Origin of the sequence: Haemophilus influenzae (assembly GCF_900475755.1) — a bacterium.
GTDB lineage: Bacteria > Pseudomonadota > Gammaproteobacteria > Enterobacterales > Pasteurellaceae > Haemophilus > Haemophilus influenzae_D.
The window spans coordinates 1423437-1439974 of record NZ_LS483411.1; the positions used below are offsets into that span (position 1 = coordinate 1423437).

Consider the following 16538-nt stretch of genomic DNA (forward strand, 5'->3'; position numbering starts at 1 on the left):
TATCACACTTTTCCTTGAGCTTAAGTTTCAATACACCCAAAGTATTCAAATCCTGTTTCAGGAAAATGTTTTTCAAGATAACGTTTTAAATAGCGTTGGGTTTCTTGACTAATAATAGGATCATATTCTGGGTAACCGTTATACATTACACTTAATACTGAAATACCGCGAGTACGGCAGGCCTCTAAACTTAATAATGTATGGTTTATACTACCTAATTTTCCCGATGTCACTAAAATTAAAGGGTAATTATTTAACTGGATATAATCCAACGTCGTCTCTTCTTCACAATAAGGTACCATTAAGCCACCAGCACCCTCCAATAGTACATAATCATATTTTTCTGCCAAAAGTGCGGTAGATTTTTCAATGATTTTTGCTTCAATTTTTCTACTTTCTCGCTTTGCAGCTAAATGTGGCGAACAAGGATATTCAAAAACATAAGGGCAGGTTTTGCCTTGTAAATCTTCTTCCGTTAAATCAATCCCTTGAATCTTTCGATGCACAAGTAAATCATCAGCGATATTTTTACAGCCTGTTTGAATCATTTTTTGTGTAATCACGGAAAAGCCTTGTTCCATCAACTTTTTAGCATAAATCCCTGTTGCCACTGTTTTACCCACATCAGTATCAATCCCCGATATAAAAATAACTTTGCCCATAAGCTGCCTTATTGCCTGCCCGCCGCAGAGTAGCGCGCGATAAAAAATAACGGATGATAAGTCAGGCGCACTTTGCCCGACGGCATACTGAACGCCGACAAGTAATCGCCAATAAATCCATTGAGATTTTTTCTTGTCCAATTTTTTTGGTTCGTGGCTGTTACGCCTGTATATTTAAGGTGTTTGAGTACATCTAACGGCGTATCAAAGTCTAGTATTACCTTAAAATCCTCACACCATAAAAGCTCAAAATCTTTGGCTAACCAAGCCTGCCATTGGGATAAAGTCGGGTAATTTAAGCCTATATTTGTGATCTGGCGGACTTCTTTTAAATTGTCTTCGCCAAAGGTCGCAACCGCCAATAATCCGTTTGTTTTCAAGCCTGTTTTGCAATGGGCGATAAAAGCGTCGGGTTGGTGAAACCATTGCACGGCAGATGCGCTTGCGATTAAGTCAAATTGTCGTTGAAAAGGAAAGTTTTCCGCATCGCCGCAATAAAAATCAAAGGATTGTGGCAGTTTTTCAGCCAGTCGGCTTCGTACATCGCACAAATCATTAAATAACCAATAATTCGCTGAAATCTGTTTTTGCAACAACGTACTCAACAGACCAGAACCGCAGCCCAATTCCAGCACGTTTTCCAATGGCATATCCGGCAAATAATCTTGCAAATGCGCGATTAGATTAATCGTCATTTTTTGTTGGATTAAGGCGTGCCGGTCATAATCGTTTAATGCTTTTTGGAAAGCCTGCCGAATGCGCGATTTATTTATGGCAGTCAGTGATTCCATAGTGCCGACCAATGGGTAAATCTTGAAAACAGGTAATGCCCGCCCTCTGTTTCTTGAACCGTGCAACGCGGTATCCAATACCGGTGCTGATTGGCAGGCATAAAAATTTTATCGCGAGAACTAACCCATGCATTTGTCCAGCGGATAAGATCTGTACGTCTATCTTGCCCGATCATCGCAAAAAGTGCGGTAAGTTCTTGATGAATTTCGTCAAACGGACGGGCGGAAAATTGTTGGTAATCTTCAAAAGATGCTTTATCGCCACAGATTCTGCGTTCAAATTTTAAACGGGTATTTTCCGTGAGGTTCTCCAATGTGCCTTTAAAAACGGCGCAAGGGATACCGAAATTATCATCGCAAGGCAAACCTGTGCCATTCACTGCCGTTGCAGATTTTAATCTTATTCCTTGCAATGCCCTCTCTGCCGCCCAAACGCCCATTGACCACGCCACCAAACGGATGTGCCGATAGGCGGAAAAATCAAAATCCAAATTTAAATCTTGATAATCATAGCAAATCAATAAATCGTGATTTTCCGGCAAAATCAAATGATTTACAGCATCGGGCGGCGTTCCCCAACCTGCAAAATACAGGATTAAATGTCCGCCTTGGCAATCGTAAAATTTTGTTTTCATATCATATCCTTACAGGCACGCCACAAACTGTTTTACTTCATCTATTGTCATATCTGCCGTCAAAGATAATCGTATTCTGGATGTACCTTTTGGTACTGTCGGCGGTCTGATGGGCAGGCAATAATAACCCTGCCTTTGCAGGTATTCCGCTTTGGCAAGGGTGGCTTCATTCCCGCCTAAAATATAGGGGATGATACAGGTTTGGCTCGGCATTATTTGCGTCCGATGCGCCACTTCCCGCCGTAAAAATGCGCTTAACTGCTCAAGATGGCTTCTTTCTTTTGAGAATTGCGGCAATCGTTCAAAAATAAAATAAGTCCAAGCCACATTAAACGGCGGCAATGCGGTTGAAAAAATCAATGGACGCATTTGATTAATCAAACATTCTTTCAATACTTGGTTGCAGACGGCATATGCCCCCACCGAGGCTAAGGCTTTACCGAAAGTGCCGACCAATAAATCAATCTCGGCAATCAAATTATCCCGTTCGGCAATCCCCAATCCGTTTTGCCCATAAACACCGATTGCGTGGGCTTCATCCACATAAAGATAAGTATTGGGAAACTGTTTTTTTAATTGGACAAGCTGTTTCAAATCCGCCACATCGCCGTCCATACTGAAAACAGATTCGGTAACGATAAAAGTGCGGTCAAATTTTCCGACGTTTTTTTCAAGCAGATTTTTCAAATGTTCATAATCATTATGACGATAACGGAAAAACGCACACCGGCTCAAACGGATGCCGTCAATCATACTGGCGTGAACAAATTTATCTGCCAAAATCAAACTTTTCGTCGTCGTCAAAGCAGGCAAAATACCGAGATTGGCGTGATAGCCGCTGTTGAACAATAACGCGCTTTCCCGTTTGAAACGTTGTGCGACAAGCGCTTCCAAATCGGTATAAATAGGAAAGTTGCCCGTTAATAAACGCGATGAAGAACTGGTAAAAGAGGGAAAATTACCGCCGTATTGCTGCAAAAAAGACCAGCGCAAATTTTCATCTGATGCCAAACCCAAATAATCATTAGACGACATATTTAGCATTTTGCGGTTTTCCCGTGTAATATACCGCCCTTGATGAATCAAATCCGGAATCGAACGATATTGATTTTGTGCGCTAAGCTTTTCCAGTTGCTGTTTAAAAGCATCCATTTTTTATCCTAATGTTCATATTCCTGTGTTAAAGCCAGAATCATGCCTTTTGTTAATTTCTGAAGTTCATCATCTTTAATCACAAACGGCGGCATAACATAAACCAATTTTCCGAAAGGTCTAATCCAAACACCTTGTTCCACAAAACGCGGAACTAAAGTTTTCATATTTACCGTACTTTTCATTTCAACCACCCCAATCGCCCCTAATACGCGAATTTCTTTGACATAATCTTTTTCAGCTAAAGGCAAAAGCTGTTGTTTTAAGAAATGCTCAATTCGCTGAATATTTTGCTGCCAAGGGCTTTCTAACAATAAACGAATAGATTCCGCCGCAATCGCACAAGCCAACGGATTTGCCATAAAAGTGGGTCCGTGCATAAAGCATTTAGCCTCACCGCTACAAATAATTTGCGCAATTTCAGTGCTTGTAATGGTTGCCGATAAAGTTAAATAACCACCTGTTAAGGCTTTACCGATACACATAATATCTGGCGAAATGCCTGCGTGTTCGGCTGCAAATAGTTTCCCTGTGCGGCCAAAACCAGTGGCAATTTCATCAAAAATCAGCAAAACGCCATATTGTTTACAAAGTGCTTGCGCTTTCACTAAATAAGTTGGCGAATAAAAATACATACCGCCTGCACCTTGCACAACAGGTTCTAAAATTAGTGCGGCAATTTCATTACCTTTTTCTCGAAGTAAATCAGCTAAAGGTTCAATCGCACAATCATTCCAAGATTCATTAAATGAAATATTAGGTTGAGGAAGAAAATACTGCACGGGCAGGCTTTGATGAAATAAATGATGCATCCCTGTGGTTGGATCACACACTGACATCGCATTCCACGTATCGCCGTGATAACCTGAACGAATAGTGGCAAATTTTTGTCGTTGTGGTTCCCCTTTTGCGTGCTGATATTGAATAGCCATTTTCATCGCCACTTCTACCGCAACTGAACCGCTATCGGCAAAAAAGATTTTATCCAGTCCATTGGGCAAAATTTGTACTAATAATTGAGCTAATTCCACCGCTGGATCGTGGGTAAATCCACCAAACATAATATGGCTCATTTTTGCCAATTGATTCTGTGCAGCCGCATTTAAGCGTGGATGATTATAACCGTGCAACGCTGCCCACCAAGAAGACATACCATCAATCAAACGACGACCATCTTTTAAAGTTATCATCACGCCATCAGCACGTTCTACCGCATAAAGCGGCATATCAGAAGAAACTGAAGAATAAGGATGCCAAATATGTTGTGTATCAAAAGCTAAAAGTGATTGTTCATCCATCATTCATTTACCATTAAAACTTATTCATATCGCAAGGCAGCGGCAGGTTCTACTTTCGCCGCACGATAAGCAGGGTAAAGTGTAGAAAGTAAAGAAAGCAACAGGGAAAATCCAATGACAAAAATCATTTGAACAAAGGATAACTCTGTCGGTAAAAAAACACCTTGAGGATTTACCGCACTTACAATCTCTGTTAAGTTCAAGGTAACTAAAACACCCAAAATAGCACCGAGCAATGTGCCAACAAATCCCACCAGTAATCCTTGATAAATAAACACTGAACGAACTTGAGATTTTGTTAAGCCCTGAGTTTGCAAGATCGCAATTTCCCCTTGTTTATCCACCACCATCAAACTTAACGAAGTGACAATATTGGAAATCGCCACGACAATAATCAAACTAATCAGCAATCCCATCATATTTTTTTCCATTCTCACCGCTTGGAAAAATTCGCCTTTTTGCACACGCCAATCCGTGATTTTTTGTGTTGGGAAATGTTGTGGGAGTTCTGTAATTTGGAACGGATCATACAAAAATAAACGATAGCCCTGCACTTGCTGCGGTTGAATACGCATTAAGCGACCAATATCTGTAATATTAGCAAAGGCTTCATAACCCGATGCTTCGCTATAATCATAATAAATATCGCTAACAGTAAACAAACGCTGCATTGGCACGCGACCAAAGGGGGTATATTGGCTATTTTCCGTAATCATCAAACGGATTTTATCCCCAATATTCACGCCCAGTTTTTGCGCCAATTGATCGCCAATGACTAGTTTAAACTCCCCACTAGGCAAAATTTCATTAAATTTAGTCTGCTCAAAAGAATCAACCAAAGGATCATCAGAAAATGATTGAATACCTATAATTTGTCCTGCACTCACGCCTTTTGTCGTTTGATAAATTACATTTGTTGTATTGATCGGCACGGCTTTTTGGACAAAGTGCGGTAAATTTTCTAGCGTTTTTTCCGTAGAAATAAGCTGATCTTCACTGACAATTGCGTGAGGAATGGAAGATAACACCTGTTGTTTTTGGTAATTCTCTAAACCATTCATCACAGAAAGCACAATGATCAATGCCATCACACCTAGCACAATCCCTAGGCTTGCAAGATTTGTGACTAATCGCCCAAAACGATCCGCACTTTTCGCACGCCAATAACGTAGCGCAATATAAAAGGAAATAGGGAAATTCATTATTTTTGATTTAATTGTTGTACAAATTCTTCGATGTTTTGCATTACTTTGCCAACTAATGTTGTCACTGCACTATCGCTCGCCCAAGCAATATGTGGAGTGATAATTAAATTAGGCATCATTTTTGCGGCTAAAATTAACGGATTATCTTTTTCTGGTGGCTCTTTTACCATTACATCCAAAGCCGCTCCGCCTAAATGCCCCGTTTTTAACGCATCAACTAAGGCAAGTTCATCAATCAAAGGCCCACGCCCTGTATTAATCAAAAATGCACCTTTTTTCATTTTGGATAAGGTTTCTGCATTAATTAAATTCTTGGTTGTTTCCGTTAATGGACAATGCAACGTCACAATATCCGATTGTTTTAAGACTTCATCAAAAGGCGTATAACCTTCACGGCAAACAGTGGCATCTTTATGTTCTGCATAAAGCACTTTCATTCCCACGGCATTAGCTAAACGCCCTACTTCTGTCCCTAAGCAACCTTTACCAAATACGCCCAATGTGGAACCACGCACATCTGTAATGGGATAATCAAAATAACAAAATTGTTTACTTTCCGCCCATTTTGCTTCCCTTTGATCGCGTAACCAACCAGCCAAACTGTGTTTTAAAGAAAAAATCAGACCAATTACGTGTTCTGGCACAGTTGTACTGGAATAACCTGTCACATTACGCACGGCGATACCCATTTCTTCAGCAGCCGCAAGATCAACATTATTTGTACCTGTTGCAGTAATCGCAATCAACTTTAACTTAGGTAATTGTTTTAACGTTTCTCGATCAAAAATGACTTTGCTGGTAATAACAATATCAGCATCTTTCGCTCGTTCAATGGTTTCGGCAGAAGACGTATGATCATATTCAGTCCAAGTATGTTCAAAACTTGGGCGAGGAATTGAAATATGTTTAGGAATAGCCGTGCTATCTAAAAATACGATTTTCATTAATTGCTCCTTTTTATATACAAAGTGCGGTCAAAATTAACCGCACTTTTGATGAAATTTAAATTGAGGTATCCAATTCAGGGAAAGATTTCACCAAATCATCGATAGCTTTCATTTGAGACACAAAGCCTTCAAGAGCAGAAAGTGGTAACGCTGATGGGCCATCACATTTCGCTTGATTTGGATTTGGATGCGCTTCTAAGAATAAACCTGCAATGCCGACAGCTAAACCTGAACGTGCGAGTTCCGTTACTTGCGCACGACGACCACTTGATGCTGCCCCAAATGGATCACGGCATTGAAGTGAATGGGTTACATCAAAAATAACAGGGCTACCCTTAGAGGCTTTTTTCATTACGCTAAAGCCAAGCATATCCACAATTAAATTATCGTAACCAAAATTTGTACCACGATCACAAAGAATAATTTTATCGTTACCACATTCTTCGATTTTTTCCACAATATTACCCATTTGACCAGGGCTTAAAAATTGTGGTTTTTTCACATTAATTACAGCGCCTGTTTTTGCCATCGCTTCAACGAGATCTGTTTGACGCGCCAAAAAGGCGGGAAGTTGAATAATATCTACAACATCAGCAACAGGCTGACATTGATAGATTTCGTGTACATCAGTAATAATTTTTACACCAAAGGTCTCTTTCAATTCTTGGAAAATTTTTAAGCCATCTTCCATTCCTGGGCCACGGTAAGAATGAATAGACGAACGATTAGCTTTGTCAAAAGACGCTTTGAATACATAAGGCACGCCAAGTTTTTCTGTCACTTTCACGTAAGCTTCGCACACTTGCATCGCCATATCACGGCTTTCAAGGACATTCATTCCGCCAAAAAGCACGAAAGGTTTGTCATTTGCAACATCAATATTGCCAATTTTTACAATTTTATTTTGCATAAACTTTCCTTAAATTAATGGAGGGGAAAAGTATCTTTATTAATTTCGCCTTTAAGTTCTAAAAGTTGCGTGCGGATAAATGCTGCCGTTGGATCTTTTGGACAATGTTCCACAAAAAACTCTAAATCTTTCAATGCTGAAGGATAAGCCCCCATCTGAGCTAAAACCAAGCCACGGTCACGGATATGATAAGGATCTTCATTATTGCCAATCAGTAAATTCTCAATATAACGGTATGCCATATCATTATGTTCTTCACGAATTAACGCATTTTTCGCCAGTTGCTCAAAGCGAGAATAAAGTAAAGAAAGATCGGCTCTATCAAGTTCTTTGGGTTGAATTTTCGCCCCAAAGCCAAATGCACCTTCATAAAGTTGCTGTAATTTTTCTTGCGAGATATAAGTGCCATCCCAAGGATCAATAAAAGCCACTTCATCTCTTACTTCAGCACGTAAAATGAGCTGCGTTGGAAAATTTACTGGATAAATCGGTAAATCCAATGCCTCAGCTAAATAAAGCACAATTGCCCCAAGAGTCACTGGCATTCCTTGACGATACTCGAGGACATAGGGCAAATATAAATTACGTGCATAGAAATACGCTTCTGGATCGCAACAAAAGCCCCAATCGCCGTAAAATAGTTGTAGCAAATGATGAATCTGTTCTTCTTTCGACCAATCTGGCGAAATTTCTTTACGTGCTTTACGCACAAGCCCACCCATTTTTCCCCGAAGTTGTGCTTCTAAACTGCCATCATCAGAGATAACAAGATAAAAATGCACAAATTTATCGTATAACGCACGTCGATAATATTTCATTACTTCTTCCAAAAACCTAAAGTGACGCGTTCATTGTCGCCATAATCGCGTACAGTTTCAACCATTTCCCAATGATTTTCGAGGAAAATTGACCGCACTTTTTCGCCTTGTTGCCATCCGTGTTCAAGCAATAATGCGCCATTAGCATTCAAATAACTTGGCGCTAATTCAATAATATGACGTAAATCAGCATAACCCTCATCATTCGCCACTAATGCAGAAAGAGGTTCAAAACGCACATCGCCTTGACATAAATGTTCATCTTGAACATCAATATAAGGTGGGTTGCTGACGATAAGATCAAACTGCCCTGTTATATTTCCAAACCAACGGCTCTGCAAAAATTCTACATTTAGCTGATTTCTTTCTGCATTAGATTGAGCTAACGCCACAACATCGGGCATAAGATCCACACCAATGATTTCTAATGAAATCTGTTGTTTTTGACAAATAGAGAAAAGCTCCGAGGCTAATGCTAACGCGATAGCACCTGTGCCTGTGCCGAGATCAAGAATACGAAAGTGCGGTGGATTTTCTTCCAGTTTTTCTAACGCAATTTGTAATGCCTTTTCCACTAAAATTTCAGTATCTGGTCTTGGAATTAAGGTGACTTTTGAGACATTTAATGGCAATGACCAAAATTCTTTTTCGCCAAGAATATAAGCGATAGGTTCTCCGTTTAAACGGCGATCTAAAAGTGCGGTCAATTTTAACCGCACTTTTTCATCAATCTCGGTATCATCAAAAGCAAGGATTTGCGTACGCGGTTTGCCAGTAGCATATTGAAGAAGCACAAGCGCATCAATTTTACTATTTTCAGAGGGATTTTTTTGTGCTAAATCCGACTCCGCTTGTGCCAGCCATTCTTTATAATTCATTATTTTTCGTCTTTTAACACAATCGTGCCAGCCACTAAATCAGTTAAAGAGCGGCAGTCATCTCGCACCAGTGCAACAATACCGCTAATAATCAATAAGAAACTCGTCCACGCCAATAAAATATCAATAATTTCGCGACCGATGTATTTACCAAATTCAACGGGTTGATTGGTATGATAATTAAATACACGCAAGCCTAACCAGCGTTTTGCCATTGTTTGGCCATAAGTTTTCATAAAATATAACTGAAAACCAATATATACCATCGTCCCTAATACACCAGCAAAATCCCCCAATGCAAAACCAAGACCAACCATCACCCAAAGTACAAGCCCATTAATCATACTCGCAAGCCAGCGTTTAAAACGGCTGGCTTGAGTGGGTTGAGATGGCTGGAAAGCAGAAGAAAATTCAGCATCTTTTTGATTTTCAATGATCATAGTATTTCCCTGTAAAGTTAAAAAGGACATCTGAAATCAGACGCCCCTATCATTAATTTTGTTCAGACAATGCCGCCAACTGATCCGCTTGATATTCAGTAATAATCGGCTGAATCAGTTCATCAATTTTACCATTCATTACTTCATCTAAACGGTAAATAGTGAGGTTAATACGATGATCTGTGACTCGACCTTGTGGATAATTATAAGTACGAATTTTATCAGAACGATCGCCCGAACCTAATAAGTTACGGCGCGTATCTGCTTGCTCTTGCGCTAGTTTTTCCTGTTCTTGTTGAACTAAACGAGATGCCAAAACGGATAAAGCCTTTGCTTTATTTTTATGTTGTGAACGCTCATCCTGACATTCCACCACAATGCCTGTTGGAATATGTGTAATACGCACTGCTGAATCCGTTGTATTTACGTGCTGACCACCAGCGCCTGATGAGCGATAAGTATCAATACGCAAATCCGCAGGATTAATTTCTGGCATTTCAGATTCCGGCAATTCTGGCATTACCGCAACGGTACAAGCAGAAGTGTGGATACGCCCTTGCGATTCAGTTTTTGGTACGCGTTGCACACGATGACCGCCAGACTCAAACTTCAACTGACCATACACGCCTTCTCCACTTACTTTTACGATCACTTCTTTATAGCCGCCTTGCTCACTTTCTTTAGCACTTAGCATTTCTACACGCCAGCGTTTACTTTCCGCATAACGGCTATACATACGGAATAAATCTCCCGCAAAAATGCCTGCTTCATCGCCGCCTGTTCCCGCACGAATTTCTAAATAGCAGTTATATTCATCATTAGGATCTTTCGGCAATAAAAGAATTTGAAGTTGTTGTTCCACTTCTTCAATTTCCGCTTTGGATTCTTCGATTTCCATTTGCGCCATTTCTTTCATTTCAGGATCGTCGAGCAATATTTCAGCTTCTTCAATATTTTGATTTAATTGCGTCCAACGATTAAAACATTTCACCACTTCTTCAAGTTGAGAATATTCTTTAGAATACGCACGGAATTTATCCTGATCACTAATCACAGAAACATCACCCAATAAGGCTTCTAGCTCTTCATAACGTTCTTTTAAACTTTCTAATTTTGCAATAATGGAATCTTTCATCATTTGTAAGTCACCGAAAATAAAATCGGCGTATTCTAGCCGATTTTAGGGAGAATTGACAGTGAAAAGGAGATTAAGAATTTCAGACGCTTTATTTGTGATTTACCCACTATTTATTGGTGTCTTGTTTTTGATTGAGCTCACGATATTTATCACACCCTTCTTGACTGCGTAAATCGCAAGCATCGCCAAAATATTTTTTGGCTTTGGATTTATCTTTTTCCAACTCGCCTAGCTTAATTAACACTTTCGGATCTTTACTTAACACCAATTCTTCTTTAATCGCTTCGATTTTTTCTTGAAGATCAGGTTGATTTGGTAAATCATCACGACTAAGAATATTCAGTTTTAAATCGGTGGTATCGTTAATTTTTTTACCTTTACAACCTAGATGGCGATTACATTTATTAATCAATTCCTCAACCATTTTTTCATTTTTTGACGTACCTAATCCCAATAAATAAAGCGTAGCTAAATTTTGGTAAATATCAATGCTAAAGATGCTCAGAAAAATCAAATGTTACAAACACATCATCCGAATTATTGATGTTAATACTCCTATAAGTTTCACTATACCAGTAAAATGCTTTAGACCAATCTTGCTGAACACCATCTCCATAAAAATAGGCTACAGCTAGATCTGCCTGTGAAGATGGATACCCTGCCTCAGCATTTTGATTTAGTAACATTATTGCACTTAGCTTATCTCCCTTTTCATATAAATCCCTAGCTTTCGAAGATTTCGCCTGATAACTTCCTAATAGAACAGCTTTTTCAAGGGATTCATCTTCTCTTTGCTTATCTAAATTGGATAATTGATAATAAGCCTCAGCATAATTCTGAGCTGCTGCTTTCTCATACCATTTTTTAGCAAATTCTTTTTGGTTATTACTTTCATATACTTGAGCCAACTGAAATTGTGCAACTGGATAACCTTTTTCAGCCAACACACGCAAACGTTCAGCAGGAAAGTTTTCTAATTCCTTTCTTGCCTTTACATCTGCATAATGCTGTTCACGCTCTAATAAACGTTCCAACTTTCGAATTTCTGCCTGTTCTGGGTAATATTAGGTAAAATACACCGATCCGCCACCAATTACTGCCAATAATAAAACGGCTAAGGTTAATTTTTTCTTCATTATTTTGTTCCTTGATTTAATTGTTTATACATCTCACAACCTTTTTGCTCTTTATTATCACAAGCCTTGCCAAACCATTTTTTGGCAGTGGCAAAATTTTGCTTTACTCCTATTCCGCCCATATAAGCAAGACCAACTATTGCCTGCGCTCGAGAATTATTATTTTCTGCTGCTTTTTGATACCATTTTATGGCTTCAGTTTTATTTTCTTTTACTCCATCGCCATCATAATACATATCGCCCAATATCATTTGGGATTCAGTATCATTTTGATTTGCCGCTTTTTTCAACCATTTCACTGCTTCCGTATTATTCTGTTTTACGCCAACTCCATCTTTATACATCATTCCCACTTTAAATTGGGCATCAACATCATCTTGCTCCGCAGCTTCCTTCAATAATTTAAAGCCTTCTTGGTAATTTTGTTTTACACCCAAGCCGTTAATATACATACCAGCTAAATCATATTGAGCGATACGTACACCTTGTTCAGCCGATTTTTTATACCATTTTATCGCTTCAAAATAATCTTGCTTTATGCCATCGCCATTTTTATATAACACCGCTAACATCCCCTGTGCAATCCCATCTCCCTGCTCTGCTAAAGGACGAATAATTGCTAATGCGGACTTAAAATCTTTCTGTTCAAATAAATGAATAATCTTATCAAATTGCTCCTCTTCCATTGCATAAACGGTTGATTGAAAAGAAAAGATAGAAGCACCTAAAAGTGCGGTGGTAAGAAGTGTTTTTGTGAGTTTCATTTTAATTTCCTATTAAATTGAATGAATGGATAATCTTTTAGTTTTATTCACTAAAATTGGCGTATAAGTCGCAAAATCTTTAAGTACTTCTCCGTGTGGATGACCTTTTCTTCGTTGGCTATCGGCTGAAAATACACTAATACAAGGCGACAATATCTTCGCTAATCCTTGTTGCCAATTATGCTTTGAACCGTGATGGGGAACTTGCAAGCAATAAATTCTCGCCATTCTCTCCGCACCTAATGATTGCGTTAAATCGGTTAATAATGGCAAATCATTTAAAAACGCATCGCCGGTGTATAAAATGGCATTTTTTGTTTTATCCTTTGGAATAACCGCTATTTCATTTTCATTGTCTGTCGAAACATCAAAAATATGATTATTTCCCATTCCCCAAAAAGAAGGGAGTTTTATATTTCGAATATATAAATATTGAGAAATAATATTTTTGTTTTTACTTCCATTTCCAAATGCGAGAGAGTAGAGTGTTTTTAAGGCTGGAGTTGGGTCTGTGGAATTAGACCGATGAGATTGAATAATTTGTTTAACCTGCTTTTGAAAAGCGGTCAAATTTGTTGGCACTTTTGCAAGCAAATGAAATGGCACATTATATAAAACAAATTCAAACTGCTCTTCGCCTTTTCTAAATAAAAGGGCTTTATTAGGATTAAGCCAATGTAAATTTTGTTCTGACTTATCAAATTCATTTGATAATTTTTCAGTAGTTTCAAAAGAAAGTACATCATCAAAATTACTTGGATCAAGACTTATCGAAATTTCACTCTCATTTTCTTTTGCAGGTAATAAGAGAAATTTGGTTTCGTTTAATTCTTCAGCAAAATCAGTTTTTAAATATTGAATAGGGTTCTGATAAAATGCCCATTCTTCATCATCTGGCTGAATATCTAAAAGAGAAGCAATTACTAAGCGTTGCCATAAGGGATAATAAGGCACAACCCAGCGTTTTATTTTTCTCTTATTTTTGAGTAGTTCTTTTACACCACTAATATGATCTTTATCAAAATGCGAAAGCACTAATAAATCAATATCAGCATTATTTTCTTGCTGGTTATATTTTTGCACGGCATTTTGGATAAGTTTCTGACTTGAATTCGTGCCACAATCATAAACCCAATGAAAGGATGGGGCGTTTCCCATTTGAATACGCCCACTTGAAAATAATCCCTGCCCCACATTCCAAAATTCGCATTGTAAGATTGGCATTAGCATTCCCCTCTATTTAGCTTACCGTAATATTCACACCCTATTTTCTCCCCATTATCACAAGCCTTACCAAACCATTCTTTGGCTAAAGCTTTATTGAGTTGAACACCTTTTCCTAAAAGATATTCTAATCCTAATAGAGCTTGAGCATTTGCATTTCCCTGCTCCGCCGCTTGGCGATACCATTTCACCGCTTCAACATCATCTTGTTTGACGCCGCGTCCCTTCTTATACATCACACCCAAATTAATTTGAGCATTTGCATATCCCTGCTCCGCAGCTTTGCGAAACCATTTCACTGCTTCAAAATCATCTTGTTTGACGCCTTGTCCATTTATATACATCAAACCCAAATTAAATTGAGCAATAGCATTCCCCTGTTCTGCCAAAGATAACCAAAGTTTAAAGGCGGTTTGATAGTCGCTTTGCTTATAAGCGGTTAAACCTTGTTGGAATTGCTGCGCAGGCGTATCTGCCCAAGCAGTATAATGAAAAGAAGCAAGTGAAAAGCCAAGAATAGCAGTAGTAATAAGTGTTTTTGAGAATTTCATAAAATCGTCCATTTATTAATCAATAATTGAAACAACCAAACATTTTTTGTTTAGCAAGATGTTTTGTTGTACTCTCTTTACAGAGAGTACAACACCCAGTATACTGGGTGTGAAATGATTAAAAATTGAACTATTTAATTAGGAGGGAATTGGGGGGATTAAGACTGAAAAAAGTGAGCCATTTTGCTCACTTTCCGCTATTAAATACGCGCGACATCAAACTTCGCTAAATCAATTTTATCTTCTGTGCCATAAAATACCACTAACGCCTTGCGTAACGTTTCAGCTCGTTTTGGTAAACCTTTTTCCGCATAGGTTTTCACTTGCTCATACACGGCTTGTTTAAAAGGCTGTGTATCGCCCGGATTGCCATTCAAATTATCCGCACTGGCAAAATAACGGAAACCTGCCGCTGTTGCTAAAATCCATTCTAATGCTTGCGGTTTAACTTCAACTTTTTCAAAATCACGCTGACGTTCTTCTGAACGTCCATCTGGCTCATACCAATAACCAAAATCTTCTAGTTTACGGCGTTCTTTGCCTGCGACTAACCAATGGGCAATTTCATGCAATGCACTGCTGTAAAAGCCTAGCGCAAAATAAATCGCGTTATAAGGCACTTCATCATTTGCGGGTAAATAAATGGGCTCATCACCGCCTTTGACTAAGCGAGTGTTGTATTCCTCTTCAAAACATTGATTAAAAATTGCAATAATATCTTCTAATTTATGTTCCATTGTATCGACTCCTAAAAAACCGCGAAATTATATCACCAGAGGCTCATTTGTTCTTGTTTATTTTCTTCGGGTAAATTGACATGTAGCCCGATCAAACGAATCGATCGCCCTTTTGCTCGCATAAAAATTTGAGGAAGTAATTGCTGAAAACTCTCTAAAGAAAATGGCAAACCAGTTTTCTCTAAAGTAGTTACTTGAAAATCTTCAAATTTAAGCTTTACGCCAATTTTACGAAGTGCAGATAACGGTATATTACGGCTAACACGTTCAAGGCGACGAAGTAGTTCTTGATAAAGATTATTCAATAAGGCTGAAGCTTGCTCAATTGTGTGAATATTTTCAATCAACGTCTGTTCTACGCCGACTGATTTACGTTCACGATGGGCTTGTACTTCACGCTCATCAATGCCGTGGCTAAAACCCCAAATACGTTTACCCGCCTTACCAAATTGGTTTAATAAGACGATTTGATCAAAGTTTTGAATGTCAGCACAAGTTTCTAATCCCATATCGAGTAATCGTTGTGATGTTACTTTACCCACACCAGGGATTTTATTTAAAGGTAAGGTTTTAATAAATTCCTCGACTTCGTTCGGCTTAATCACAAATTGCCCATTAGGTTTATTCATATCCGAGGCAATTTTGGCAAGGAATTTTAAAGGCGCCACACCGGCGGAGGCAGTTAAATTCAACTCATCAAAAATTGCTTGGCGAATTTCTTGTGCGATCCAAGTGGCTGAGCTAGAACATTTTTGGCAGTGCGTGACATCTAAATAGGCTTCATCTAAAGAAAGTGGTTCAATAATATCGGTGTAACGCTGGAAGATTTGATGAATTTGTGCCGAAACTTGTTTATACAACGTCATATTCACAGGCACAAGAATAAGATTAGGACACTTTTTTATGGCTTGAGCCGTAGGCATTGCGCTATGCAAACCAAATTTTCTCGCCTCATAATTACAAGTTGTTAATACACCACGCTGACGAGAAGAACCACCTACAGCAACAGGCTTTCCCAGCAAATTAGGATTTTCACGAATCTCAATCGATGCGTAAAAACAATCCATATCAATGTGAATAATTTTTTTATCTTGCAACATAAAAAGTGCGGTTAAATTTTTTCTAATATTAATCAAGCAAACAACTGTTTAAATATACATTAAAATTAATAACCTAGCAATTTAATCTTTTATAAATGCCCTTTAACGCAGCAATTCAATCAATCTCAACTTTCCCTACCTTTCTTTTTTTG

Annotated in this window: 19 protein-coding genes; all 19 read right to left on the minus strand. The window is 38.6% G+C overall.

The window, feature by feature from the left end:
• Positions 1-20: 20 nt before the first annotated feature.
• On the minus strand, positions 21-662 hold the full coding sequence (gene bioD / locus DQN24_RS06955; RefSeq protein ID WP_050845827.1) for a dethiobiotin synthase: 642 nt from the start codon (positions 660-662) through the stop codon (positions 21-23).
• 8 nt (positions 663-670) lie between these two features.
• Positions 671-1453, minus strand: a complete 783-nt coding sequence (gene bioC / locus DQN24_RS06960) for a malonyl-ACP O-methyltransferase BioC (RefSeq protein WP_111695598.1) — start codon at positions 1451-1453, stop codon at positions 671-673.
• Positions 1441-2088 (minus strand): pimeloyl-ACP methyl esterase BioG family protein, encoded by a 648-nt coding sequence (locus tag DQN24_RS06965; RefSeq protein ID WP_111695599.1) that lies wholly within the window; start codon positions 2086-2088, stop codon positions 1441-1443. The genes bioC and DQN24_RS06965 overlap by 13 nt, the downstream gene beginning before the upstream one ends.
• 9 nt (positions 2089-2097) lie before the next feature.
• Positions 2098-3240: an 8-amino-7-oxononanoate synthase gene (gene bioF, locus DQN24_RS06970; protein ID WP_111695600.1), complete on the minus strand. Its 1143-nt coding sequence runs from the start codon at positions 3238-3240 to the stop codon at positions 2098-2100.
• Positions 3241-3248: 8 nt separating this feature from the next.
• Positions 3249-4538, minus strand: a complete 1290-nt coding sequence (gene bioA, locus DQN24_RS06975; RefSeq protein WP_172453997.1) for an adenosylmethionine--8-amino-7-oxononanoate transaminase — start codon at positions 4536-4538, stop codon at positions 3249-3251.
• 20 nt (positions 4539-4558) lie between these two features.
• Positions 4559-5740 (minus strand): lipoprotein-releasing ABC transporter permease subunit, encoded by a 1182-nt coding sequence (locus tag DQN24_RS06980; protein ID WP_111695602.1) that lies wholly within the window; start codon positions 5738-5740, stop codon positions 4559-4561.
• On the minus strand, positions 5740-6687 hold the full coding sequence (locus tag DQN24_RS06985) for a 2-hydroxyacid dehydrogenase (RefSeq protein ID WP_110430949.1): 948 nt from the start codon (positions 6685-6687) through the stop codon (positions 5740-5742). Before DQN24_RS06985 ends, DQN24_RS06980 begins: the two co-directional genes overlap by 1 nt.
• A 58-nt stretch (positions 6688-6745) precedes the next feature.
• Positions 6746-7600: a 3-deoxy-8-phosphooctulonate synthase gene (gene kdsA, locus DQN24_RS06990; RefSeq protein ID WP_105890905.1), complete on the minus strand. Its 855-nt coding sequence runs from the start codon at positions 7598-7600 to the stop codon at positions 6746-6748.
• A 14-nt stretch (positions 7601-7614) separates the two neighbouring features.
• Positions 7615-8418, minus strand: a complete 804-nt coding sequence (locus DQN24_RS06995) for a SirB1 family protein (RefSeq protein WP_111695603.1) — start codon at positions 8416-8418, stop codon at positions 7615-7617.
• Positions 8418-9296, minus strand: a complete 879-nt coding sequence (gene prmC, locus DQN24_RS07000) for a peptide chain release factor N(5)-glutamine methyltransferase (protein WP_111695604.1) — start codon at positions 9294-9296, stop codon at positions 8418-8420. Before prmC ends, DQN24_RS06995 begins: the two co-directional genes overlap by 1 nt.
• Positions 9296-9736: an RDD family protein gene (locus DQN24_RS07005; protein WP_172453982.1), complete on the minus strand. Its 441-nt coding sequence runs from the start codon at positions 9734-9736 to the stop codon at positions 9296-9298. The genes prmC and DQN24_RS07005 overlap by 1 nt, the downstream gene beginning before the upstream one ends.
• Before the next feature lie 52 nt (positions 9737-9788).
• On the minus strand, positions 9789-10871 hold the full coding sequence (gene prfA, locus DQN24_RS07010; RefSeq protein ID WP_172453998.1) for a peptide chain release factor 1: 1083 nt from the start codon (positions 10869-10871) through the stop codon (positions 9789-9791).
• Positions 10872-10980: 109 nt separating this feature from the next.
• Positions 10981-11328: a hypothetical protein gene (locus DQN24_RS09150; protein WP_231902248.1), complete on the minus strand. Its 348-nt coding sequence runs from the start codon at positions 11326-11328 to the stop codon at positions 10981-10983.
• Positions 11329-11365: 37 nt separating this feature from the next.
• Positions 11366-11908 (minus strand): tetratricopeptide repeat protein, encoded by a 543-nt coding sequence (locus tag DQN24_RS09155; protein ID WP_227894298.1) that lies wholly within the window; start codon positions 11906-11908, stop codon positions 11366-11368.
• A 101-nt stretch (positions 11909-12009) separates the two neighbouring features.
• Positions 12010-12774: a tetratricopeptide repeat protein gene (locus DQN24_RS07020; protein WP_021035119.1), complete on the minus strand. Its 765-nt coding sequence runs from the start codon at positions 12772-12774 to the stop codon at positions 12010-12012.
• Between the two features lie 12 nt (positions 12775-12786).
• Positions 12787-13998: an MBL fold metallo-hydrolase gene (locus DQN24_RS07025; RefSeq protein WP_111695607.1), complete on the minus strand. Its 1212-nt coding sequence runs from the start codon at positions 13996-13998 to the stop codon at positions 12787-12789.
• On the minus strand, positions 13998-14549 hold the full coding sequence (locus DQN24_RS07030; protein ID WP_111695608.1) for a tetratricopeptide repeat protein: 552 nt from the start codon (positions 14547-14549) through the stop codon (positions 13998-14000). The genes DQN24_RS07025 and DQN24_RS07030 overlap by 1 nt, the downstream gene beginning before the upstream one ends.
• A gap of 200 nt (positions 14550-14749) precedes the next feature.
• Positions 14750-15286: an elongation factor P hydroxylase gene (locus tag DQN24_RS07035; RefSeq protein WP_111695609.1), complete on the minus strand. Its 537-nt coding sequence runs from the start codon at positions 15284-15286 to the stop codon at positions 14750-14752.
• Between the two features lie 32 nt (positions 15287-15318).
• The gene (gene dinB, locus DQN24_RS07040) at positions 15319-16386 is read right to left on the minus strand and encodes a DNA polymerase IV (protein ID WP_111695610.1); all 1068 of its coding nucleotides are present in this window, start codon (positions 16384-16386) and stop codon (positions 15319-15321) included.
• Between the last annotated feature and the right edge of the window lie 152 nt (positions 16387-16538).